The sequence below is a fragment of the Pseudomonas sp. 13B_3.2_Bac1 genome (assembly GCF_025466205.1).
GTDB classification, from domain to species: domain Bacteria; phylum Pseudomonadota; class Gammaproteobacteria; order Pseudomonadales; family Pseudomonadaceae; genus Aquipseudomonas; species Aquipseudomonas fluorescens_H.
On record NZ_JANLOG010000023.1, the window covers coordinates 1 to 24,714 of the forward strand.

A 24,714-nucleotide genomic window follows, 5' to 3' on the forward strand; every position below is an offset into this window, starting at 1 on the left:
CCCCCCCCCCCCCCCCCCCCCCCCCCCCCCCCCCCCCCCCCCCCCACAAGGGGAGTTCATCGACAGGGACATCGGTGGGGGCTAGAGGCAGAGTGGGCCGCGCGGGTAGCGCTTGAGCGCCTGAATCAGCTCACCGCCGGGGATCGGCCGGTCGAACAGGTAGCCCTGGCCGACGTCGCAGCGGTGGCGGCGCAGGAACGCCAGTTGTTCGGCGGTCTCGATGCCTTCGGCCACGACTTTGAGCTTCAGGTTGTGGGCCATGGCGATCACCGCGGAGGTGATTTCCATGTCGTCCTGGTTGTCGGGGATTTCGTGGATGAAGCTGCGATCGATCTTGATGATGTCGATCGGGAATTTCTTCAGGTAGCTGAGCGACGAGTAACCGGTGCCGAAGTCGTCCATGGCCAGGGTCAGGCCCAGACGCTTGAGCTGATCGAGCTGCAAGTGAGTGTCTTCGGTGGCTTCCAGCAACAGGCCTTCGGTCAGCTCCAGTTCGAGCAGATTGGCCGGCAGCGCTTCTTCCTTGAGGATGTTGGCGATGGACGCGACCAGATCCGGATCGGAGAACTGCTTCGGTGACAGGTTGATCGCCACTTGCAGATTGCCCAGGCCAGCGGCGGTCAGCGCCTTGCTCATGCGGCAGGCCTGGCGGGCGATCCACTTGCCGATCGGGATGATCAGGCCGGTTTCTTCGGCGACGCTGATGAACTGGTCCGGGCGAATCATGCCGCGTTCCGGGTGATTCCAGCGCAGCAGCGCTTCCATGCCGAGCAGGCGACCGCTGCGCAGGCACAGTTTGGGCTGGTAGAACACGTCCAGCTCGTTCTGGGTCAGGGCGCGGCGCAGGTTGTTCTCGACGAACAGTTTGTAACTGGCTTCGGCGTTCAGCGCTTCGGTGAACACCTGAACCTGGTGTTTGCCATTGGCCTTGGCCTTGTGCAGGGCGAGGCCGGCGTTGCGCATCAGGGTTTGCGGATCGCGGCCATGCAGCGGCGCGCAGGCCAGGCCCACGGAGCCGGTGACGCTGATCAACTGGTTGTCGACGAACATCGGCTTGTCGAGGGTCGCCAGCAACTGGTTGGCGATCTGTTGGCCGGTGGCGAGGTCGGTGTCATCGAGCAGCACCGCAAATTCGTTACTGGCGAACCGCGCGAGGCTGCCGCTCGGGCTCAGGCTGTTGCGCAAGCGGCGGGCGAGGCTGATCAGCAACTTGTCGCCGGTCTGGTGACCGAGGCTGTCGTTGATCCGCTTGAAGTTGTCGATGTCCACCAGCAGCAGGCTGATCGGGGTATCGCTATCGCGGGCGAAGCGTTCGTCCAGATTGCGGATAAACGCCGGGCGGTTGCCGAGGTTGGTCAGGTTGTCGGTGTACGCCAGACGTTCGATGCGCTGCTGCGCCAGTTTGGTCTGGGTGATGTCTTCATAGATGCCGATGTAGTGCGTCAGCTCGCGGTTGTCGCCATACACCTTGGAGATCGACAACTGGCCCCAGTACGGTTCGAGGTTCTTGCGCCGGCTCTTGAATTCGCCCTGCCAGCTGTTGCTCTTGGCCAGCGCCGACGGCGCGTCGAACAGCAGTTCACTGAGGTTTTCCAGCGCCGGCAGTTCCGACAGGCGCTGGCCGTGGACTTCTTCGGTGGAGTACTGGGTGATCGCGGTGAAGCTCGGATTGACGTACTCGACCACGCCGTCGCAATTGACCAGCAGAAAGGCGTTGGCACTTTGTTCGACTGCGCGCTGGAACAGGTGCAGAGCGCTGGTGGCGGTACGCCGGTTATGGTTGTTGATGACCTGGGCGAACTGGTCGGCCAGTTCACCGGCAAAGGCGATTTCGTCGGACTGCCAGGCGCGGGTGACGCCGGTCTGCTCCAGACAGAGCACGCCGACCACTTGGCCATCGACCCGGATGCTGGCGTCGAGCATCGCGTTGACGTCGCGCGGACGCAGGGCTTCGGCCATCTCGCGGGTACGCGGGTCGCGCATCGCATTGTGCGCGTCGATGGCGCGGCTGCCGTGCAGGGCTTCCATGTAGTCGGGGAAACCGCTGATGTCGATCACCTCCGGCAGGATGTATTCCTGCGTCGCGCGGTGATACGCGGAAATCGGCACCAGCAGGCTGCCTTCGAGGTTCCACAGGCTGGCACAGTCGATCTCATAGATATCGCAGGCGCTGCGGGTGATCAGCTCGGCGGCTTCCTGCAGCGAGTTGTGGCTGCTGTAGCGCTGGCGAGCCAGCAGCAGAATCAGATCCTGCTGGGCGCGTACCCGCTCCAGGTGCTGCAGTTGTTCCTGCTGGGCGCGCTGGTTCAGTTCCAAAGCGATCTGCAGGCGCGAATTCTGGGTTTCGAGGTCGACGCAGGGCACCGCTGGCGCGCCGTCGAACACATCATCGACCGCCAGCAGATAACCGCGCAGCAAGTGCCGATTGTGCTGCTTATAGGCCTCGCCCAGCTCAAGGATGCTCAGCGCACCAGCGGCGGTGTGCAGGGTGTAGCGCACCAGATAATGCGGGCTGTCGCGCAGTTGTTGCTGAATGGTGTCGTGCAGTTGATAGCGCGCTTCGGGTTCCATCAGGCTGGCGTAAGGCGAGCCGACCAACGCACACAATTCGACGGCCGGCTGGCCGAACTGGCGTTCGCAGTTGGGGTCGAGAAACAGCATCGCCCAGCTCGCTTCATTCAAGCGCTCGAAACGCAGCATGCCGAGCCGCGAGGGCACAGGCAGCTGCGTCACTACCTCGACCGCCATACGGCTGGCGGCATCGGGTTGGCTCTTCATGAAGGAACTCGCTTGGAAATATGCTGAACGCGCCGGGCTCGCGCCCTCTTTACTGTTGCCTGCGGCAAGGTTGCATCATTGCGGCACCGACTGACAAGAGAGATGAAGGCCAAGTGCTATAAGAATATGTCGGCCGCGCAGGGCATTTCTCCAGCGCGCGGCAAAAAGTAATACGGATGTGCGCCGCGAGTGCCGTTCCAGAGCGCCTGGCGCGCGGGAACGGCATTTTGTTCAGGGCTTCAGCGCAGGTTGATTTCGATCGATTGCAGGCGTTTGCCGTCGCGATCATGGTAATTGACCTGAATTTTTCCGGCCTCAACCACCACATGGGCGAAGTTGTCTTCGCTGACCACTGTGCTGGTCAATTCATGTTGATAATCGCCTGCTGCCGTGCGCGCCAGCGGTTGATCAAGGATAAACGTCGACGCCTTGGCATAGGGCAACAGCTTGCTGTTGCAAAACGGCGAGGAAACGATGGTGTGCACTTCGAAGTCCGGGTCTTCGCTGTGGGTCAGGCGCGAGGTCAGCGAGCCATGCACGTCGCCCGAGACAAACACGACATTCTTGATGCGTCGGGTGCGGATGGTTTCCAGCAGCCGCAAGCGCTGCTCCGGGAAGGCTTTCCAGGCATCGTCACCATACAGTTTGCGATCCGGGTAAAACATTACGCTGGTCACCACGAATTTCACTCGCGCCGGGCTGTTGATCAGCCACTTGAGCAGCGCCTGTTCCTGCGCCTCATCCAGTATGCGGCGATCATCGGCGGACAAGTTGCGTCGAGTGCGGCTGTCGGTCACGAACCATTCGATGTCACCGTCACTGAATTGATACCAGTAGTGCTCGAGCTTTACGCGATTCACCTCTTTGTTAGTTGTAAGTTCGTGCGCAGGGCCGTGGCTGGCTTGATAGATTTCATAGGCGGCCATGGCATTGCGATATAACGCTTGATCTGACTTGCTGGCGTTCGCCGGCCAGTTGTCTTCGATTTCGTGATCATCCAGGATCATGTAAGTCGATGTGCAAGACATCAAACGCTGAATGTTGGGTTGAGAGAATGCCGCACGGTACTTGCTGAGGATTTCCTTATATTCACGATCGGGTGCGAACAGATTGAGGTCGTCGACATAAATCTGATCGCCCGTCATTAACGTGGCACTGATCGGTGGTTGCGCGCCTTCGATCAACTGGTTGATGGAAGCAAAGATCCGGTCACCCAGATGCGGCAGCGACGGGATGCCGGCGGTCATGCGCAAGTAACGGCAGGAGCCGACGATATAGGCCCTTGGCTGCAGGGCTTTGCTGGAGCGGGTGCGTAATCGATAGATTTCCCGGGGCCACTGCAGCGGCAGTTCGGCGACACTGTCCACGGTATGTACCGGATTCATCGGGCTGAACCAGCCGATCTGGTATTCATATTCGGTGTCGCTGCTCAAGTTGTTGAGGGTGAACACTTCGGTCATGTCGCGCAGTGCGCTGGGCTCAGCGAAAGTGCCTGCTGACCACTGTTGTGTTCCTGCAGTGCGATGGCGAATGGCGGCAAATACCGGTGCGGTGCCTTGATTGTCTGCGCGCATGAATATGCGGGCATGATTAGTTGTGGTGTGGCCGATAATCGGGCCGATAGTTGGTTTGAACATATTCGAATCCATTCGAGTAAGTCTGGTTTTGATAAATAACGCAGGAAGTTGTTTATTTGATCGGGAGGCAAAGATTAGTTGGCGGTCGACGAAAAATATCGAGGCGAAGTGGACTGCGTTCGTAGTTCAAGTAAACCGAACTTGTAGGAAGAGGCGCTGTACTTTTCTCTGGGCAAAAAAAGCCCCGTCAAACTGACGGGGTTGAGGTACGAGCGTGTGGCGCTCGAAAACGTGAAACGCAATCGGCCCTCCGTTGCCGGAGGGCCGAACGCTTTACAGCAGGATGGTGCGGATGTCGCCCAGCAGGCTGCCCAGACGCTGGGTGAAGCGTGCAGCAGCAGCGCCGTTGATCACACGGTGATCGTAGGACAGCGACAGTGGCAGCATCAGTTTCGGCTGGAAGGCTTTGCCGTCCCAGACTGGCTGGATGGTTGCCTTGGAAACACCGAGGATCGCCACTTCCGGCGCGTTGACGATCGGCGTGAAGCCGGTGCCGCCAATGTGGCCGAGGCTGGAAATGGTGAAGCAGGCGCCTTGCATCTCGTCCGAAGAGAGCTTCTTGGTGCGGGCTTTTTCAGCCAGCGAAGCAGCTTCTGCAGCCAATTGCAGCAGGCTCTTCTGGTCGACGTTCTTGATGACCGGTACCAGCAGGCCATCTGGAGTGTCGACCGCGAAACCGATGTTGACGTACTTCTTGCGAATGATCGCCTTGCCGCTTGGCGCCAGCGAACTGTTGAAGTCCGGCAGTTCCTTGAGCAGGTGCGCACAGGTCTTGAGCAGCAGCGGCAGGATGGTCAGCTTGACGCCGGCCTTCTCTGCGACGGCTTTCTGCGCAACGCGGAAGGCTTCAAGCTCGGTGATATCCGCCGAGTCGAATTGCGTCACGTGCGGCACGTTCAGCCAGCTGCGGTGCAGGTTGGCAGCGCCGACCTGCATCAGGCGGGTCATCGGCACTTCTTCGATTTCACCGAAGCGGCTGAAGTCCACGACCGGGATCGGCGGGATGCCCGCGCCACCGGTTGCGCCGCCAGCAGCCGGCGCTTCCTTGGCCTTCTGCATCATCGCCTTGACGTAAACCTGCACGTCTTCCTTGAGAATGCGACCGTGCGGACCGCTGGCGCCAACAGCGCTCAGCTCGACGCCGAACTCACGGGCCAGTTGACGCACGGCCGGGCCGGCGTGAACTTTGGCACCAGGCTTGGCCGGAGCAGCAGCCGGAGCGGCAGCCGCAGGTGCAGCGGCAGCCGGAGCAGCAGCGGCAGGTGCCGGAGCACTTGCAGCAGCGGCAGCTGGAGCCGGGGCAGCAGCAGGCGCTGCGCCTTTGACTTTCAGCTTGAGGATCAGGTCGCCGGTGCCGACTTCGTCGTCCAGCTTGATCGAAACGCTTTCCACCACGCCGGCGGCAGGCGATGGGATTTCCATGCTTGCCTTGTCGGATTCGAGGGTGATCAGCGACTGGTCGGCTTCAACGCTGTCGCCAGCCTTGACCAACACTTCGATGATCTTGGCCTTGCCGGCCGAACCGATGTCCGGAACGTGGATGTCCTGAACGCTGTCGGCAACTGGAGCAGCCGGGGCTGCTGCAGGAGCAGGCGCAGCGGTAGCGGCTGGCGCAGCAGCCTGAGCCGGAGCGGCCGCAGCAGGGGCCGCAGCACCCGCCACTTCCAGATCGAGGATCAGGTCGCCGGTGCCGACTTCGTCGTTGAGCTTGACGCTGATGGCCTTGACCACGCCTGCGGCAGGCGACGGGATTTCCATGCTGGCCTTGTCGGATTCGAGGGTGATCAGCGATTGATCAGCTTCGACCTTGTCGCCGACCTTGACCTGGATCTCGATGATCTGGGCCTTGCCCGACGAACCGATGTCCGGCACGTGCACTTGCTGTACCGAAGCGGCAGCAGGCGCAGCGGCTGGCGCGGCGGCGGCAGGGGGCGCAGCCGGTTTTTCTTCGGCTTTCTTGGCCGGAGCAGCAGGAGCAGGGGCCGCAGCAGCGGCGCCCTCGACTTCCAGCTCAAGCAGTTCGTCGCCTTCTTTCAGACGGTCGCCCAGCTTCACTTTCAGGCTTTTGATGACGCCGGCTTTCGGGGCCGGCACTTCCATGCTGGCCTTGTCCGATTCCAGGGTCAGGATGCTCTGGTCGGCTTCGATACGGTCGCCGACCTTCACAAACAGTTCAATTACTTCACCTTCACCGCTGCCGATGTCAGGTACGCGAATGAGTTCGCTCACAAAATGTCTCCTCAGCAGTCCAGTGGGTTGCGTTTTTCCGGGTCGATGCCGAACTTGACGATGGCCTCAGCCACGACTTTAGGTTCGATATCACCACGGTCAGCCAGTGCTTCCAGGGCTGCCAACACCACGAAATGACGGTCGACTTCGAAGAAATGACGCAGTTTCTTGCGGCTGTCGCTGCGGCCAAAACCGTCGGTGCCCAGGACTTTGAATTCCTTGGACGGTACCCACTGACGGATCTGCTCGGCGAACAGCTTCATGTAGTCGGTAGAAGCGATGACCGGACCCTTACGGCCGCTCAGGCACTCTTCAACGTAGCTCTGCTTAGGCTTCTGGCCAGGCTTCAGACGGTTGCTGCGCTCTACGGCCAGGCCGTCGCGACGCAGTTCGTTGAAGCTGGTAACGCTCCATACGTCAGCGCCGATGTTGAACTCTTCACGCAGAATCTTCGCCGCTTCACGTACTTCACGCAGGATGGTGCCGGAGCCCATCAGTTGTACGTGATGCGCCGCATCGCGGGTGTCTTCTTCGAGCAGGTACATGCCTTTCTTGATGCCTTCTTCGGCACCGGCCGGCATGGCTGGCTGCTGGTACGACTCGTTCATCACGGTGATGTAGTAGAAGATGTCCTGTTGCTCTTCGGTCATCTTCTTCATGCCGTCCTGAATGATCACCGCCAGCTCGTAGCCGTAGGTTGGATCGTAGGTGCGGCAGTTCGGGATGGTCGCGGCCAGCAGGTGGCTGTGACCGTCTTCGTGCTGCAGGCCTTCACCGTTCAGGGTGGTACGGCCGGCGGTGCCGCCGATCAGGAAGCCACGGGTACGGCTGTCGCCGGCGGCCCAGGCCAGGTCACCGATACGCTGGAAGCCGAACATCGAGTAGAAGATGTAGAACGGCAGCATCGGCTGGTTGTGGCTGGAGTACGAAGTACCGGCGGCGATGAAGGAACTCATGGCGCCCGCTTCGTTGATGCCTTCTTCAAGGATCTGACCTTTCTGGTCTTCCTTGTAGAACATCACCTGGTCTTTATCGACTGGCTCGTAGAGCTGGCCGACGGAGGAGTAGATGCCCAACTGACGGAACATGCCTTCCATACCGAAGGTACGGGCTTCGTCCGGGATGATCGGCACGATGCGCGGGCCTATTTCCTTGTCCTTGACCAGTTGCGCGAGGATCCGCACGAAAGCCATGGTGGTGGAAATTTCACGGTCGCCCGAACCATCGAGGATGGCTTTCAGGGTGTCCAGGTCCGGCGTCGGTACGCTGAAGCTCTGCGCGCGGCGCTGCGGTACGAAACCGCCCAGGGCAGCACGGCGCTCGCTCAGGTAGCGGGCTTCGGCGCTGTTTGGCTCTGGCTTGAAGAACGGCAGGTTCTCCAGCTCTTCGTCCTTGACCGGGATGTCGAAGCGGTCGCGGAACAACTTCAGGCTGTCGACGTCGACTTTCTTGGTGTTGTGCGCAGTGTTTTTCGCTTCGCCGGCACCGGTGCCATAACCCTTGATGGTCTTGGCCAGGATGACGGTTGGTTGTTCTTTGTGGTTGACCGCTTCGTGGTACGCCGCATAGACCTTGTACGGGTCGTGGCCGCCACGGTTGAGTTTCCAGATCTCGTCGTCGGACAGATCGGCAACCATCGCCTTGAGTTCAGGCGTGTTGAAGAAGTGCTCGCGAACGAACGCGCCGTCTTTGGCTTTGTAGTTCTGGTACTCGCCGTCGATGACTTCGTCCATGCGACGTTGCAGGATGCCGTCGACGTCCTTGGCCAGCAGTGGGTCCCAGAAACGGCCCCAGATGACTTTGGTCACGTTCCACTGAGCACCGCGGAACACGCCTTCGAGTTCCTGGATGATCTTGCCGTTGCCGCGAACCGGGCCGTCGAGGCGCTGCAGGTTGCAGTTGATGACGAAGATCAGGTTGTCCAGCTTCTCGCGGCCGGCCAGGGAGATTGCGCCCAGGGATTCCGGCTCGTCGCACTCGCCGTCGCCCAGGAAACACCAGACTTTCTGTTTGCCCGGCTGGATGAAACCGCGGTGTTCCAGGTACTTCATGAAGCGTGCCTGGTAGATCGCCTGGATCGGACCCAGACCCATGGATACGGTCGGGAACTGCCAGAAGTCAGGCATCAGCCAAGGGTGCGGGTAGGACGACAGGCCCTGACCGTCGACTTCCTGGCGGAAGTTGTTCATCTGGTCTTCGGTGATGCGGCCTTCCATGAACGCACGGGCGTAAACGCCTGGCGAGGTGTGGCCCTGGAAGTAGATCAGGTCGCCGCCGTGTTCGTCGGTCGGGGCCTGGAAGAAGTAGTTGAAGCCGATGTCATACAGGGTCGCGCTGGAAGCGAAGCTGGAGATGTGACCACCCAGGTCAGAATCTTTCAGGTTCGTACGCATTACCATGGCCATCGCGTTCCAGCGCACCAGCGAGCGAATGCGGCGTTCCATGAACAGGTCGCCAGGCATGCGTGCTTCGTGGGTTACCGGGATGGTGTTGCGGTAAGGCGTGGTGATGGCGTAAGGGAGCTGCGAACCGCTGCGGGTCGCCAGTTCACCCATACGGGTCATCAGATAGTGAGCACGGTCTTCGCCTTCTTTGTCGAGAACCGATTCCAGGGCGTCCAGCCATTCCTGGGTTTCGACGGGATCGAGGTCTTGCATGGCTTGCTCCAGGGCGGAAAGGCTTCCAGAATCGGTTGCCTGAGTTTGCGACTGGCCTTGTGGGCAGACGATTTAAAATTCTTGGATTGCCGACAGGTTGTTCCGGCGGCGTGTAGTTTTACTACAAATCTTTGAGCATTTCAGCCTTTCGCCTGTATAGACGAGTAGTAAAACTACAGAGGAAAGGCTTGTGGCCTCCGACTGCGTTGTGAGAATAATCGTTAAGGTTGGTCGATTACCATCCGAAAAAGGTGAAAGTTTGATGCTGGATGCCAAAGAAGAAGAAATTTCAGCTATTTCTAACTTTTGTTCGACAGTCCTTCGCGTAGCGGGTTTTCATCAAACACTACAAGCGGCCATTTACACGCCGATCAAGGATAGACCATGACCCTGCCTGTGCTTGCCGAACTCCCCGCCATTCTCCTGCCGTTGGTCACTCGATCCGAGCAGTCGTTCCGTACGGCCGTCGCCGCGCTGGAAGACGATCACGGCTTCTCCAACTGGACGCCGGAACGCTGGGCGCAATTCGCCCGCGTCAGTGCCGCCAGCGATTTCGTCATTGAACAGAGCGTTCGTGACCCTTTGATGTTGCTGTCGCTGGTGCAGTCCGGCGAACTCGACCGGCCGTTCGCGCCGGGGGAATTGTGTGCGCAGATTGCTGCCGCTGTGAACACCGCGCAAAGCGAAGACGAACTCGGACGCGTCCTGCGTCGCCAGCGTGCCCGCCATCAAGTGCGGATCATCTGGCGTGACCTGAACCGCCAGGCTGATCTGGTACAGACCTGCCGCGACCTGTCGGACATGGCCGACGCCACCATCGACCAGGCTTATCAATGGCTGTACAGCCGCCATTGCCAGCAGTTCGGTACGCCGACCGGTCGACGCAGCGGTCTGCCGCAGCAGATGGTCATCCTCGGCATGGGCAAGCTTGGCGCGGTCGAGCTGAACCTGTCGTCGGACATCGACCTGATCTTCGCCTACCCCGAGGGCGGCGAAACCGTCGGCGTGAAACGCGCGCTGGATAATCAGGAATTCTTCATCCGTCTCGGTCAGCGCCTGATCAAGGCCCTCGACCCGATGACGGTCGACGGCTTCGTGTTCCGCGTCGACATGCGCCTGCGCCCGTACGGTTCGTCCGGCGCGCTGGTGCTGAGCTTCAATGCGCTGGAGCAGTATTACCAGGACCAGGGCCGCGACTGGGAACGCTACGCGATGATCAAGGCGCGAGTGGTGGCCGGCGATCAAGCGGCCGGCGCGCAGTTGCTCGATATGCTGCGCCCGTTCGTCTACCGGCGTTATCTGGATTTCTCGGCGATCGAAGCGCTGCGCACCATGAAGCAGCTGATCCAGCAGGAAGTGCGGCGCAAGGGCATGGCCGACAACATCAAGCTCGGCTCCGGCGGTATTCGCGAAGTCGAGTTCATCGCTCAGGCCTTTCAGTTGATCCACGGCGGGCGCGATTTGAGCCTGCAACAGCGTCCTCTATTAAAGGTGCTGAGCACGCTGGAAGGGCAGGGTTACCTGCCGCCGGCGGTGATCGGCGAACTGCGCGAAGGTTACGAATTCCTGCGCTACACCGAACACGCGATCCAGGCGATTGCCGACCGCCAGACCCAGATGTTGCCGGACGGCGCTCAGGATCAGGCGCGTATCGCGTTCATGCTCGGTTTTGCCGATTGGGCAGCTTTCCACGAAAAACTGATGTTCTGGCGCGGTCGCGTGGCCTGGCACTTCGCGCAGGTGATCGCCGATCCCGATGAAGAAGAGGGCGCCGACTGCGAAGTGGTGGTCGGCGGTGAGTGGTTGCCGCTGTGGGAAGAGGCGCAGGATGAAGAGGCCGCTTGCCGGCAACTCGAAGAGGGCGGTTTCGCCGATGCGACCAAGGCCCTGAAAGCGCTGGCGAGCCTGCGTGGCAGTCCGCAATTGCGCGCGATGCAGCGGCTGGGTCGCGAGCGTCTTGATGCGTTTATCCCGCGCCTGCTGGCCCAGGCGGTGGAGCATGACAACCCGGATCTGGTGCTGGAGCGGGTGCTGCCGTTGGTCGAAGCGGTCGCCCGACGTTCGGCCTATCTGGTGTTGCTCACGGAAAACCCCGGTGCCCTGCGGCGCTTGCTGACGCTGTGCGCGGCCAGCCCGTGGATCGCCGAACAGATCACCCGTTTCCCGCTGCTGCTCGACGAATTGCTCAACGAAGGCCGGCTGTTCAAGCCGCCCCTGGCGCCGGAACTGGCTGCCGAGTTGCGCGAACGCCTGACGCGGATTCCCGAAGACGACCTCGAACAGCAGATGGAAGCCCTGCGTCACTTCAAACTGGCGCACCGCTTGCGCGTCGCCGCGTCGGAAATCGCCGGCAGCCTGCCGTTGATGAAAGTCAGCGATTACCTGACCTGGCTGGCCGAGGCGATTCTCGAGCAAGTGCTGGCGTTGGCTTGGCGTCAGACGGTGGCCAAGTACGGCACGCCGCTGCGCACTGATGGCACCCTGTGCGATCCCGGCTTCATCATTGTCGGTTACGGGAAAGTCGGCGGGCTGGAACTGGGGCATGGTTCGGATCTGGATCTGGTGTTCATCCATGACGGCGATCCGCAGGCGGAAACCGATGGGCCGAAGCCAATCGATGGCGCGCAGTTCTTCACCCGGCTGGGGCAGCGGATCATTCACTTACTGACGGCGCAGACAAACTCCGGTCAGCTGTATGAAGTGGACATGCGTTTGCGCCCGTCCGGCGCGTCGGGGCTGTTGGTCAGTTCGCTCGGTGCTTTCGAGCGCTATCAGGAAAATGAAGCCTGGACCTGGGAACATCAGGCGCTGGTGCGGGCGCGGGTGCTGGTCGGCAGTCAGGATGTCGGTCAGGCCTTCGAGAAAGTCCGCGCGCAGGTTTTGGGCAAGGCGCGGGATCTGGCGAAGCTGCAGCAGGAAGTCAGCGAGATGCGCGCCAAGATGCGCGATAACCTCGGCAGCAAGAGCACGGCGGCCGGCACGGCGGCAAATGCCTTCGAGGCCACAGCGCCGTTCGACCTCAAGCAGGACGCCGGAGGTATCGTCGATATTGAATTTATGGTGCAATACGCGGCCCTGGCGTGGTCGCAAAGCCACCCGCCATTGCTGCGCTGGACCGATAACATCCGCATTCTGGAAGAGCTGGAACACGAAGGGCTGATGCCTGCCGAAGATGCCAGCCTGTTGCGTGAGGCCTATAAAGCCTACCGCTCCGCCGCCCACCGACAGGCCTTGCAGAAGGACGCCGGGGTGATTGCAGGCGACCAGTTTGTCGAGGAGCGCCGGCAGGTATTGCGGATCTGGAAAGAGTTGGGGCTAAGCTGATTCATCGAGCATGGACGCGAGCTTTTGTGGCGAGGGAGCTTGCTCCCGCTCGGCTGCGAAGCAGTCGTCAGTCAGGCGGCGCGGTGTGTCAGGTATAAAGTGATGTGACGTTTTGGGGCCGCTACGCAGCCCAGCGGGAGCAAGCTCCCTCGCCACAGAGGTTTATGCTGAATGTACGAATTGATCTGACGAGTCTTTACCGGCTCGTCCAAATGACCCTCCAGCCAGTGCTGGTGGGTGCTGGATTCTCGAGGCGGGGAGGCATTGGCCTCCCCGGTTCGTTTATGGAAACCACATGAATATTCTGATCGTTGGGCCCAGTTGGGTCGGTGACATGGTGATGGCGCAGACACTGTTTCAGTGTCTCAAGCAGCGCCACCCGCAATGCGAAATCGACGTGCTGGCCCCCGAGTGGAGCCGGCCGATCCTTGAGCGCATGCCCGAAGTGCGCAAGGCCTTGAGCTTTCCGCTCGGCCATGGCGTGCTGGAATTGGCCACGCGCCGGCGGATCGGCAAGTCCCTGGCCGGTCAGTACGATCAGGCGATCCTGCTGCCGAACTCGCTGAAGTCGGCGCTGGTGCCGTTTTTCGCCGGCATCAAGCAGCGCACCGGCTGGCGTGGCGAATTCCGTTACGGCCTGCTCAATGACGTGCGCACGCTGGATAAGGAACGTTATCCGCTGATGATCGAGCGCTTCATGGCCCTGGCTTACGAGCCGAACGCCGAGCTGCCGAAACCTTATCCGCGTCCGAGCCTGCAAATCGATCCGGTGACCCGCGAAGCGGCGCTGGCCAAATTCGGCCTGACCCTCGACCGCCCGGTGTTGGCCCTGTGCCCCGGCGCCGAGTTCGGCGAATCCAAGCGCTGGCCGTCCGAGCATTACGCCAAGGTCGCCGAAGCGCGGATTCGCGAAGGCTGGCAGGTGTGGCTGTTCGGCTCGAAAAACGACCACTCGGTGGGCGAAGACATCCGCGCACGGCTGATTCCCGGCCTGCGTGAGGAATCGGTCAACCTCAGCGGCGGTACCTCGCTGGCCGAGGCCATTGACCTGCTGTCCTGCGCCGATTCGGTGGTGTCCAACGACTCCGGCCTGATGCACGTTGCGGCAGCACTGAACCGTCCGCTGGTGGCGGTCTATGGTTCGACTTCGCCGGGTTTCACCCCGCCGCTGGCCGAACACGTCGAAATCGTTCGGCTGGGTCTCGATTGCAGCCCGTGTTTCGACCGTACCTGCCGATTCGGCCATTACAACTGTCTGCGCCAGTTGATGCCGGACGCGGTCAACGATGCCTTGCAGAAATTGCAGGGCACTGTGGTCGAGGTTCATTAAGTTGCGGGTATTGCTGATCAAGACTTCATCGCTGGGCGACGTGATTCACGCGTTGCCGGCGCTGACCGACGCAGCCCGGGCCATTCCCGGGATCAAGTTCGACTGGGTGGTGGAAGAAGGCTTCGCCGAAATCCCGACTTGGCACCCGGCCGTCGGCAAAGTGATTCCGGTGGCGATCCGCCGCTGGCGCAAGAACCTCTGGCAGACGATCAAGAGCGGCGAGTGGAAGCGCTTCAAGCAAAGCGTGCGCGTCCATAAATACGATCTGGTGATCGACGCTCAGGGTCTGCTGAAAAGCGCCTGGCTGACGCGCTACGTCAAAGCTCCGGTGGCCGGCCTCGACAAAGGCTCGGCGCGCGAGCCGATCGCCGCACGTTTCTACGACCGCAAACTGGCGGTGGCCCGTGGGCAGCACGCCGTTGAGCGGGTGCGCCAGTTGTTCGCTATCGCCCTCGGTTATGACCTGCCCAAAGGTCTGGGCGATTACGGCCTCAACGTCGAGCGGCTGGTGGAATTGCCGCGCAAGAGCGCCTTCGTGGTGTTCCTGCACGGCACCACGTGGGACACCAAGCACTGGCCGGAAGCCTACTGGCGCGAGCTGACCGAACGCGTTGGCTATCTGGGCGTCGGGGTCAAACTGCCGTGGGGCAACCCGCTGGAGAAGGCCCGCGCCGAGCGCATCGCCGCTGGCTTCAAGCACGCCGAAGTGTTGCCGAAGCTGAATCTGGCCGGGGTCGGCAAAGTGCTGGCCGGCGCCCAGGCCTGCGTGGCGGTGGACACCGGTCTCGGTCACCTCGCCGCCGCGCTGGATGTGCCAACGATTTCGCTGTTCGGCCCGACCAATCCGGGCCTGACCGGCGCTTACGGTAAGGTGCAGATTCACATGGCCAGTGATTTCCCCTGCGCCCCTTGCCTGCAAAAGAAATGTACTTACCAACCGACCGCGCAGGATGCCCGTCAGTTTGACCTCAAGCGTGAACAGCCTCTGTGCTTCACGCGTCTGAATCCCGAGCGTGTCGCCAGCCGACTGAGCACGTTGTTAATGGCTGAGGAGCTGCGCTGATGCAATTGGCTTTTGTCCTGTACAAATATTTTCCGTTCGGAGGCTTGCAGCGCGACTTCATGCGCATCGCCCTCGAATGCCAGAAGCGCGGCCACCAGATTCGCGTCTACACGCTGATCTGGGAAGGCGACGTGCCGCCCGGTTTCGAAGTGCTGGTGGCGCCGGTCAAGGCGTTCTTCAACCATCGGCGCAACGAGAAGCTCAGCGCGTGGATGGAGGCGGATCTGGCCAAGCGTCCGGTGGACCGCCTGATCGGCTTCAACAAGATGCCGGGGCTGGACGTTTATTACGCCGCCGACGGCTGCTTCGAAGACAAGGCGCAGAACCTGCGCCATTCGCTGTACCGCCGTTGGGGCCGCTACCGGCACTTCGCCGAGTACGAGCGCGCGGTGTTCGCCAAAGATGCGAAAACCGAAGTGCTGATGATTTCCGAAGTGCAGCAGCCGCTGTTCATCAAGCACTACGGCACGCCGCTTGAACGCTTCCACCTGCTGCCGCCGGGCATCGCCCAGGATCGTCGTCGGCCGGCGGATGCCGACGAGATTCGCGCCGGTTTCCGCGCCGAATTCAACCTCACGGACGACGAGTTGCTGCTGGTGCAGATCGGCTCCGGGTTCAAGACCAAGGGCGTCGATCGCAGCCTCAAGGCGCTGGCCGCACTGCCCGCCGAGCTGAAGAAGCGCACCCGGCTGTTTGTAATCGGCCAGGATGACCCCAAATTGTTCCAGATGCAGAGTGCCACTTTGGGCCTGGGCGACAACGTGACGTTCCTCAAGGGCCGCAGCGATATTCCGCGGTTCCTGCTCGGCGCCGACCTGTTGATCCACCCGGCGTACAACGAAAACACCGGTACGGTGCTGCTCGAAGCGCTGGTCGCCGGGCTTCCGGTGCTGGTCAGCGCGGTCTGCGGTTACGCCCATTACATTGCCGAGGCAGATGCCGGGCGAGTGCTGGACGAGCCGTTCGATCAGGCGCAACTGACGCAATACCTGACTGAGATGTTGGGCGACGCCTCTGCACGCGCGGCCTGGAGCCGCAATGGTCTGGCCTTCGCCGAGACGGCCGACCTCTACAGCATGCCGCAGCACGCGGCCGATGTGATTCTGGCGGAGCACGCTTAAATGAAGTTGATGCTGGCTGAACCGTTCAAGAGCCTTTGGGCCGGGCGCGACCCGTTCGCCGAAGTCGAAGGCTTGCAGGGCGAGGTCTACCGCGAGCTGGAAGCTCGCCGCACGCTGCGCACGGAAGTCGACGGCAACGGATTTTTCGTCAAGATCCACCGTGGCATCGGCTGGGGCGAGATCTTCAAGAACCTGCTGACCGCCAAGCTGCCGGTGCTCGGCGCGGGTCAGGAATGGAAGGCAATCCAGCGTCTGCAGGAAGTCGGCGTGCCGACCATGACCGCCGTGGCTTACGGCGAGAAGGGCAGCAACCCGGCGGATCAGCATTCGTTCATTGTCACCGAAGAGCTGGCGCCGACCATCAGCCTCGAAGATTTCAGCATCGATTGGGTCAAGAACCCGCCGCAGCCGAAACTCAAGCGCGCGCTGATCGCTGAAGTGGCACGCATGACCGGCATGATGCACCGCGCCGGGGTCAACCACCGCGACTGCTACATCTGCCACTTTCTGCTGCACACCGACAAGCCGATCACCCCGGATGATTTCAAACTCTCGGTGATCGATCTGCACCGCGCCCAGACCCGCCCCAGAATTACTCAGCGCTGGCGCAACAAGGATCTGGCGGCGCTGTATTTTTCGGCACTGGACATCGGCCTGACCCGTCGTGACAAGCTGCGCTTCCTCAAGGGCTACTTCCAGCAACCGCTCCGGCAGATCCTGGCGGAAGAAGCGCCGCTGCTGAGCTGGCTCGAAGGCAAGGCCAACAAGCTCTATGCGCGCAAACAGCGTTACGGGGATGCGCTCTGATGGCGGGTTGGACGCTTGAACCGCAATACGGCGAACTGACTGAAGATTTCGGCAGCCTCGAAGCGGTGTTTGCCCTGCAGGGCGAGCGCCTGACCCGTGATCCGCTGTCCGAAGTCATCCGCGTGCAACGCAACGGCGTCAACTACTACGTCAAACGCTACGTCGGCGCCGGCAAAGGCTTGCGCCGTTACCTGGGCAAGCCACGGGTGAAGATGGAGTGGCAGAACCTCAAGCGTTTCGCCAAGTGGGGCATTCCCACCGCCGAAGTGGTGGCCTGGGGCCTGGAGCGACGTGGCGCGGCCTATGCCCGTGGCGCGATGATCACCCGCGAGCTGCCGCACACCGAAGACCTCTCGGCGCTGGCCGAGCGCAACGATCCGAAACTCAAGGATCGCCTGTGGGTGGATGGCATCAGCCGGCAACTGGCCGGTTACACCCGGACCATGCACGATCACCGTTTTACCCACAACGACCTGAAGTGGCGCAACCTGCTGATCGACGATCAGGAACAGGTGTTTCTGATCGACTGCCCGAACGGCGATTTCTGGCGCGGCTTCTGGCTTAAATACCGGATCACCAAGGATCTGGCCTGCCTCGACAAGGTGGCCAAGTATCACCTGTCGAATACCCAGCGCCTGCGTTTCTACCTGCAATACCGCGGACGTGATCGGCTCAACGCCGCCGACAAGAAACGGATTCGCCACGTGGTGAGATTTTTCGAGGGACGTGAATGACTGATTTCCTGGCCGCTGAAGACCGGGCGCTGCTTGAGCGTCATGGCCTCGGCACTTTCGACGCGCTCTGGGCCAAACAGCTCGAAGCCGTGGACGAACCCAACACCGATGGCGGTGGCTGGAGCAGCGTGTTTCGTCTGGAGCTGGAAGGGCAGGCTTACTACCTCAAGCGCCAGAGCAACTACCTGACCCGCACCTTGCACGCGCCGTTCGGCGAGCCGAGTTTCGCCCGCGAGTTCCGCAATATCAGCCGCTACAACAAGCTGGGGATTCCGGCGCTACAGGCAGCGTTCTTCGGTGAGCGCAAGGTCAAGGGCGACGTCCGCGCGATCCTGCTGACCCGCGCCCTCGATGGCTGGGATGACCTCGATTCGCTGTTGCAACGCTGGGCGTCACTGAGCGCGACGCAGCAATCGGCCATTCTCAAGGCCTGTGGCCAACTCGCGCGGCATCTGCACGGTGTGCGTCAGGTACACGGTTGTTTCTACCCCAAACACATCTTTTTGCAGGCCGACGGCGATGGCTATCGGGCGCAGTTGATCGATCTGGAAAAGACCCGGCCACTGCTGTTCGGCATGCGTGATCGGGTCAAGGATCTGGAGCCGCTGCTGCGTCGTGCCGTGCAGTGGGGGGCGGCGCAACAGCGTGAATTGCTCGCGGCGTATCTCGATCAAGGAGCGGACAGTTCGCTGGTGGACAGTTGGGTTTCGCGGTTGACCGCGCGCCGCAGCCAGAAGGAGACCCGCTGATGCAGTTGTCCGACCTCAGGCGCAGCGGACGTACGCCAAATCTGCCGCTGACGGTCACTCTCGCCGACGCGGCCGGTCCTGCAGATTTGCAGTTGCTGAGCCTGCTGCGGGTTTTGCCCGGGCAGCGCTATGTCGGTGCCGGGGTGTGGCGCGGCCGGCCGGTGCTGGCCAAATTGCTGGTGGGCAGCAAGGCTGCGCGGCATTTTCAGCGCGAGTTGGCGGGCGTCAAGTTGCTCGCCGAACAGGGCCTGACCACGCCGCTGCTGCTGGCCGATGGTTTGAAGGACGGCGAGGGTGGCTGGCTGCTGTTCGAGTTTCTCGAAGGTGCCGAAAGCCTCGGTGATGCCTGGCAGCAAGTCGAATCGCTGCCGCTGCTGGCGGACGAGCAATCGGCGGTTCTGGCCGAAGCGCTGGGCGCTATCGGTCAACTGCATGGCAAAGGCCTGTGGCAGGAAGATCTGCACCTGGACAACCTGCTGCGCCATGGCAGTCAGTTGTACCTGATCGATGGCGCCGGGATCTGCGCCGAGACCGCTGGCCAGCCGTTGTCGCGGCAGAAAGTGCTGGAAAACCTCGGGGTGTTTTTCGCCCAGATGCCCAAGTCACTGGAGCCGTTCACCGAAGAATTGCTGGTGTATTACCTGCTGAGCAACAGCGAGCACGCGTTGCCGCTGGAAGCCTTGCAGAAGCAGATCGCCAAGGTGCGCGCCTGGCGCCTGAAGGATTACCTGATCAAGGTCGGCCGCGAGTGCACGCTGTTCAGTGTGCAGCGCGATGCGTTTGGTTTGCGAGCAATCCGTCGTGAGGAAGAGGCGGCGATGCTGCCGGTGCTGGAGCAGGCTGATGCGCTGCTTGATCAGGGCCATCTGTACAAGACCGGTGGTGCGGCGAGCGTTGGCAAGGTCGAGGTGGCCGGGCGCACGCTGGTGATCAAACGCTACAACATCAAGGGCTTTGCGCACTGGCTCAAGCGTTTCTGGCGCCCGAGCCGCGCCTGGCATTCATGGCGCGAAGGCAATCGCCTGGCGTTCCTCGGCATCGCTACGCCGAAGCCGCTGGCGGTGCTGGAAAAGCGTTTTCTGTGGCTGCGCAGCCGCGCCTATCTGGTGACCGAGTTTCTGCCGGGGCCGGACATCATCGAGCGCTTCGCGCCGTATGTTGAAAGCGGTGCGGCGCCGGAGTCCGAGTTGCAGGCCCTGGATCAACTGTTCGCACGGTTGATCGCCGAACGCATCAGTCATGGCGACTTCAAGGGGCATAACCTGTTCTGGCAGGAGGATCGCTGGGCGTTGATCGATCTGGACTCAATGTGTCAGCACACCTCTGCCAGCAGTTTCGCGCCGGCCTATGCGCGCGATCGGGCGCGGTTCATGCGCAACTGGCCCGAGAGCAGCGCGTTGTATCGGGTGATCGATCAGCGGTTGCCCAAGGACATCTCCAGCGCGGCCTGAGCCGCCTTCGCCAGCAAGCTCACCCCCACATGGAAATGCATTCCCTTGTAGGAGTGAGCCTGCTCGCGATAAGGCTTTAAAACCTCAAAAATCTGCTCTTGAGCAATGACGGACAAACTCCACTGATTTGTCCTACAGCTTCTCCGGAAGCTATGAACTGTGCCCGCTCCAGCCCCGATGCTAGCTTGCCCTGACCACTTCGGAGGGCAAATCTTGACCATCAAAAACGCCTTAACACTGAGCACCTGCGCATGGCTTTTATCCGGCTGCGGCACCGCCGCCTCGGTAATGCAAATGGACGCCGACGTCGCCCGCGACATGCGCAAACAGAAAACCTACTGCCAATCGATTCCGCGAATCTACAGCGGTCTGGCGTTCGACTTCTGCGTACTCCACGCGCCCCCTGACCCCTCCGGCGTCCTGGTGCCGTTCGTGCTGCTGGACCTGCCGTTGTCCGGTGTGCTGGATACGGTGGTGTTGCCGTATACGATTTATCAACAGGTCGTGGATGGCAATATCGGCATCTATTGGCGATCGGATCGCGGGTAGCTGTTTTGCAGTTTTCTCTTTTTGAAAACCAGCGTGAGTCGAATGCACTTAATGAAGCGGCGGTGCTTTCAAACCCGTCAGGGAAATACAGCGACTTCGTCATCTATGTTGATGAGAGTGGCGATCACATTGGCATGAGCATTTTGCGAGCAGGTCAGGAAAATCGAGCTTTTGACGTGCTCAGGCGCAAGTTCTATTGCAGTGGTGGGCGGAATAAAGTTGGGAAAGGTTTCGAGAACTGGGGGTTGAAGGTTTTCCCTCCCCCAGAAAGCGAAAAGCCCCGGTGGTCTCACCGAGGCATTAGCGCCGACCGGGATCCCCCAGCCCATTTGCACGGAAGTCTATGTTGAGAGGCTCGGGAGTGTCAACGCAAAGGCCGGCCAGTTCCGCTAGAGGCTTGTCGGCGCTTTTACGCTATAATCCCGCCCTTTAGCTGTCTCTCGCCCGGTGCGAGGGCACATCAATTTTCAAGGCGCATCGCGCCTGAATGCAGACTAAAGAGGCTAGACCCTGTGGCATTGACGATTCTTGGCCTGTCCGGCGCCCTTAGCCATGACCCTTCAGCCGCCTTGTACATCGACGGCAAGCTGGTGGCGGCGGCTGAAGAAGAGCGCTTCGTCCGCGATAAGCATGCAAAGAACCGCATGCCCTACGAATCGGCGAAGTTCTGCCTGGAACAGGCCGGTATCAAGCCGTCCGACGTTGACGTGGTGGCGATTCCGTTCGCCCCGATCAGCCTGTTCGGCAAGGCCCGCTGGCACTACGCCAAGCGCTACTGGTACGCGCCGGATCGCGCCCTCGATGCGATCCTGATGGGCAACCGTCGCTACAAGCGCTATCGCAACAAGATCGTCTGGTGCCTGGAGCAACTGGGTTTTGATCCGAAGAAGATCAAGATCGAGCCGGTCGAGCACCACCTGGCTCACGCTTCCAGCGCCTATCACTGCTCGGGTTTCAAAGAGAAAACCGCAATCCTCGGCATCGACGGCAAAGGCGAGTACGCCACGACCTTCTTCGGTTACGGCGAAAACGGCAAGATCCACAAGATCAAGGAATTCTTCGATCCGGACTCCCTCGGCGGCCTGTACGGCGCGATCACCGAGTTCCTCGGTTTCGAGATGCTCGACGGCGAGTTCAAGGTCATGGGCATGGCGCCGTACGGCGACGCCAGCAAATACGACTTCTCGCGCCTGGCCTCGTTCGAGAACGGCGAGCTGGTGATCAACACCGACTACGCTAACGTGATCGGCCTGCGTCGCTACAAGGAGAAGGGCAAGGGCTTCTACTTCTCGCCGAAGCTGATCGAGTGGCTGGGTCCGAAGCGCGAAGGCGACATCGCCGACGAGCCGTACATCCACTACGCCGCGAGCATGCAAGCGCTGTTCGAGAAACTGGCGTTGCAGATGATCGACTACTACCTGGGCGACGTGCTCAAGGAAACCGGCAAACTGGCTTTCGCCGGTGGCTGTGCGCTGAACGTCAAGCTGAACCAGAAAATCATCGCCCGCGATGACATCAAGGAACTGTTCGTGCAACCGGCGTCCGGCGATGCCGGCACCGCGGTGGGCGCAGCGGCCTATGTGTCTCACGCCCGTGGCGTGCCGGTCGAGAAGATGGAACACGTCTACCTCGGCCCGTCGTACAGCAACGAAGACGTGATCGCCGCGTGCGCCCGTCACGAGAACAAGCCGACCTGGCGCAAGCTCGACAACATGCCGGAGCAGATCGCCAAAATCATGGTCGATGGCAACCCGGTGGCCTGGTTCCAGGGCCGCATGGAGTTCGGCCCGCGTGCGCTCGGTGGTCGTTCGATCATCGGTTGCCCGAGCGTGGCCGGTGTGGCTGACCGCATCAACCACCAGATCAAGTTCCGCGAGCGCTGGAGGCCTTTCTGCCCGTCGATGCTCGACACCGTTGCGCCACAGATGATCAAGATCGATCACCCGGCGCCGTTCATGACCTTCACCTTCGAAGTGGCGGAAGAGTGGAAGACCCGCGTGCCGGAAGTCGTTCACGAAGACGGTACTTCCCGTGCCCAGGTGCTGAAGCGCGAATACAATCCGCGCTACTACGACATGATGAAGGCGCTGGAAAACCTCACCGGCAACGGCGTGTCGCTGAACACCTCGTTGAACCGTCGTGGTGAACCGATGATCTGCTCGCCGACCGACGCCCTGAACATGTTCTTCGGTTCGGATCTACAGTATCTGATCATGGAAGATATTCTGGTGGTCAAAGAGGGCGCAAACGCTTATGACACGCTCGGCTGAACGCCATGTGCTGCAGTTCTGTCACGGCTATGACGGGCCGTTCCTCGACTGCGCACGGCAGTATGCCAGCCTGTTCGCGGGCACCGGTTATCGGGTGACCACGGTCTTTCTGACCGGGGTCGCCGATAGCGAGGTGGCCGCCGCGTGTGCTTCCGATGAAGTGTTGTTCATGGAATACAGCTCCAAGGCCATTCGTGGCCTGAAGCTGGGCGCCATCGGCGATCTGCGCAAGATCGCCGCTTCACGCAATTTCAGTTTCTGCATCGCCCATCGCTTCAAGCCGATCTACATCGCCTTGCTTGGCACTTCGCTGCCGGTGATTGGCGTGCACCACGCGTTTGACGATTACAAACGCGGCACGCGCAAGCTGTTCGCGCACATTTTTCGCAAGCGCCTGAGCCTGCTCGGCGTGTCCGATGCGGTGCGCGACGACATGCGTCGTTGCCTGCCGAAATGGCCGTCCACTCGCATTCAGACCCTGTACAACCGCATCGACGTACCGGCCTTGCAGGCCAGTCAGGTGTCGGCCCGCGAAGCGCGCGAGACCCTCGGGCTGGCGGCGGATGCGTTCATTGTCGGCAACGTCGGGCGGCTGCACCCGGACAAGGATCAGGCGACGTTGCTGCACGGTTTTGCCGCGGCGTTGCCCGGTCTGCCGGGCAACAGTCAATTGGTGATTCTCGGCAAGGGGCGTCTGGAACAGGACCTCAAGGAACTGGCCCGCGAGCTGGGTATCGGTGATCGCGTGCTGTTTCTCGGTCAGGTGCCGGACGCGCGCAATTACTTCCGTGCCTTCGATGTGTTTGCGCTGAGCTCCGATCACGAACCGTTCGGCATGGTGCTGCTGGAGGCCATGGCCGCCGGCGTACCGCTGCTCGCCACGGCGGGTGGCGGGGCGAAGGAAGTGGTCGAAGGTGTGGGCATTCTGTTCCCGCTGGGCGATGCCGAGCACCTTGCACAAGGCCTGCAACATTTGGCCGGTATGGATGATCAGCAGCGTCGGCAGTGTGCCGAGCTGATGCTCGATCGCCTGCGTGAGCGTTTCTCCGACCGTGCGGTGCGCGACACCTTCTGGCGTCTGCCGCAAGTTACCGATCTGGCACCGAGGGGCTGATGCTCAACCGATTTCAAGGCTGGCGCGAACGTGGCTGGTCTCCCGTTGACGCCTCCACCTATGCCACCGCCTGGCAGCGTTTTGGCGGCAGCGTCGCGACGCATCCTATGGTGGTCGAGCGTCTGGCCGATCTGGCCGGCATCCCGGTGCGCTATCTGGCCTGGGAGCAGGGCGGTGACGTCAAAGCGGCGATCCCGACCTGGGGCCGCGATCTGGCGCTGTCCAAAGACGTGCTCAAGCGCAACGGCAAGAAAGGCCTGTTCGACCTCGGCAATGCCGAGCTGATCCTGCCGGCCGCCGCCGATGCCCAGGCGCCGTTGCGCCATCGTGCACGCTATCTGTCGGCGCTCAACGAAAACCGCTTCAGCGGCATGAAGTTGCAGACCGAGCAACTGGCCATGGCCCGCACCCCCGAAGAACTATCGAAGAAGTTTCGCTACAACCAGCGCCGCGAACTGCGTCTGCTGGAAGAGGCGGGTGGTGTGGTGCGCCCGGTCGGCGAGTTCTCCAGCGCCGAACTGGCGGCGATCTACTGTGATCTGTTCCAGCGTCGCTGGGGCTTCCCGGCCACCGGCGCGGCGCGCATGGCCGAAGTCATCGAGCTGCTGCGCGAACTGTTGATCGGCTCGGTGATTTTCCTCAACGATGCACCGATCGCCATTCAACTGGTGTACCGCGTCGAAGCGCCGGAGTGGATCAGCGTCGAATACATCAACGGCGGCGTCGATCCCGAGACCCGCGAATTCAGTCCGGGCAGCGTGTTGAGCTTTCTCAATACGCAAAGCGCCTGGGAGCATGCGCGGGCACTGGACAAGCCACTGCGGTTTTCCTTCGGTCGCGCCGACCGTGAATACAAGGATCGCTGGTGCAATCCTGTGCCGGTGTTCACCGTATGAGTCAG

At 61.3% G+C, this 24,714-nt stretch carries 17 protein-coding genes and 1 pseudogene; 14 read left to right on the forward strand and 4 right to left on the reverse strand.

Annotated elements, in window-relative coordinates; all coding sequences use genetic code 11:
• Window positions 1–81: 81 nt before the first annotated feature.
• The 4 genes from NTD85_RS03625 to aceE form a co-directional block, all read right to left on the reverse strand.
• On the reverse strand, window positions 82–2,778 hold the full coding sequence (locus tag NTD85_RS03625; protein ID WP_003220992.1) for a putative bifunctional diguanylate cyclase/phosphodiesterase: 2,697 nt from the start codon (window positions 2,776–2,778) through the stop codon (window positions 82–84).
• Between the two features lie 239 nt (window positions 2,779–3,017).
• Window positions 3,018–4,415, reverse strand: coding sequence for an alkaline phosphatase D family protein (locus NTD85_RS03630; RefSeq protein WP_262141452.1), 1,398 nt, complete (start codon window positions 4,413–4,415; stop codon window positions 3,018–3,020).
• Window positions 4,416–4,688: 273 nt separating this feature from the next.
• Window positions 4,689–6,644 carry a dihydrolipoyllysine-residue acetyltransferase gene (aceF, locus tag NTD85_RS03635; protein ID WP_262141453.1) on the reverse strand — a complete coding sequence of 652 codons (1,956 nt, stop codon included), beginning with the start codon at window positions 6,642–6,644 and terminating at the stop codon, window positions 4,689–4,691.
• Between the two features lie 11 nt (window positions 6,645–6,655).
• Complete coding sequence (aceE, locus tag NTD85_RS03640; RefSeq protein ID WP_003220999.1) at window positions 6,656–9,301, reverse strand: pyruvate dehydrogenase (acetyl-transferring), homodimeric type; 2,646 nt, start codon at window positions 9,299–9,301, stop codon at window positions 6,656–6,658.
• A 262-nt stretch (window positions 9,302–9,563) separates the two neighbouring features.
• Here aceE and NTD85_RS03645 point away from each other — a divergent pair, with 262 nt between their 5' ends.
• The 14 genes and pseudogenes from NTD85_RS03645 (at window position 9,564) to NTD85_RS03710 (ending at window position 24,709) form a co-directional block, all read left to right on the forward strand.
• Window positions 9,564–9,689: a hypothetical protein gene (locus NTD85_RS03645; RefSeq protein ID WP_256198919.1), complete on the forward strand. Its 126-nt coding sequence runs from the start codon at window positions 9,564–9,566 to the stop codon at window positions 9,687–9,689.
• Window positions 9,686–12,625, forward strand: coding sequence for a bifunctional [glutamate--ammonia ligase]-adenylyl-L-tyrosine phosphorylase/[glutamate--ammonia-ligase] adenylyltransferase (gene glnE, locus NTD85_RS03650; protein ID WP_262141454.1), 2,940 nt, complete (start codon window positions 9,686–9,688; stop codon window positions 12,623–12,625). Before NTD85_RS03645 ends, glnE begins: the two co-directional genes overlap by 4 nt.
• A gap of 295 nt (window positions 12,626–12,920) precedes the next feature.
• The gene (waaF, locus tag NTD85_RS03655) at window positions 12,921–13,955 is read left to right on the forward strand and encodes a lipopolysaccharide heptosyltransferase II (RefSeq protein WP_262141455.1); all 1,035 of its coding nucleotides are present in this window, start codon (window positions 12,921–12,923) and stop codon (window positions 13,953–13,955) included.
• Between the two features lies 1 nt (window position 13,956).
• Window positions 13,957–15,018, forward strand: coding sequence for a lipopolysaccharide heptosyltransferase I (waaC, locus tag NTD85_RS03660; protein WP_262141456.1), 1,062 nt, complete (start codon window positions 13,957–13,959; stop codon window positions 15,016–15,018).
• Window positions 15,018–16,139, forward strand: coding sequence for a glycosyltransferase family 4 protein (locus NTD85_RS03665; protein WP_103485548.1), 1,122 nt, complete (start codon window positions 15,018–15,020; stop codon window positions 16,137–16,139). The genes waaC and NTD85_RS03665 overlap by 1 nt, the downstream gene beginning before the upstream one ends.
• Entirely contained in the window at window positions 16,140–16,946 is an 807-nt protein-coding gene (rfaP, locus tag NTD85_RS03670) for a lipopolysaccharide core heptose(I) kinase RfaP (RefSeq protein WP_098966890.1), read from the forward strand.
• Window positions 16,946–17,680: a lipopolysaccharide kinase InaA family protein gene (locus tag NTD85_RS03675; RefSeq protein ID WP_003221011.1), complete on the forward strand. Its 735-nt coding sequence runs from the start codon at window positions 16,946–16,948 to the stop codon at window positions 17,678–17,680. Before rfaP ends, NTD85_RS03675 begins: the two co-directional genes overlap by 1 nt.
• Window positions 17,677–18,429: a lipopolysaccharide kinase InaA family protein gene (locus tag NTD85_RS03680; protein ID WP_262141457.1), complete on the forward strand. Its 753-nt coding sequence runs from the start codon at window positions 17,677–17,679 to the stop codon at window positions 18,427–18,429. Before NTD85_RS03675 ends, NTD85_RS03680 begins: the two co-directional genes overlap by 4 nt.
• Window positions 18,429–19,880 carry a lipopolysaccharide kinase InaA family protein gene (locus tag NTD85_RS03685; RefSeq protein ID WP_262141458.1) on the forward strand — a complete coding sequence of 484 codons (1,452 nt, stop codon included), beginning with the start codon at window positions 18,429–18,431 and terminating at the stop codon, window positions 19,878–19,880. Before NTD85_RS03680 ends, NTD85_RS03685 begins: the two co-directional genes overlap by 1 nt.
• 213 nt (window positions 19,881–20,093) lie before the next feature.
• Window positions 20,094–20,429: a YceK/YidQ family lipoprotein gene (locus NTD85_RS03690; RefSeq protein ID WP_201135965.1), complete on the forward strand. Its 336-nt coding sequence runs from the start codon at window positions 20,094–20,096 to the stop codon at window positions 20,427–20,429.
• Window positions 20,430–20,557: 128 nt separating this feature from the next.
• A pseudogene (locus NTD85_RS03695) lies at window positions 20,558–20,713 on the forward strand (DUF3800 domain-containing protein); the annotation flags it as partial.
• A gap of 228 nt (window positions 20,714–20,941) precedes the next feature.
• Window positions 20,942–22,699, forward strand: a complete 1,758-nt coding sequence (locus NTD85_RS03700; protein WP_003221021.1) for a carbamoyltransferase — start codon at window positions 20,942–20,944, stop codon at window positions 22,697–22,699.
• Complete coding sequence (locus NTD85_RS03705; RefSeq protein ID WP_262141459.1) at window positions 22,683–23,813, forward strand: glycosyltransferase; 1,131 nt, start codon at window positions 22,683–22,685, stop codon at window positions 23,811–23,813. The genes NTD85_RS03700 and NTD85_RS03705 overlap by 17 nt, the downstream gene beginning before the upstream one ends.
• Window positions 23,813–24,709 (forward strand): antimicrobial resistance protein Mig-14, encoded by an 897-nt coding sequence (locus NTD85_RS03710; protein ID WP_262141460.1) that lies wholly within the window; start codon window positions 23,813–23,815, stop codon window positions 24,707–24,709. The genes NTD85_RS03705 and NTD85_RS03710 overlap by 1 nt, the downstream gene beginning before the upstream one ends.
• The last annotated feature ends 5 nt before the right edge of the window (window positions 24,710–24,714 follow it).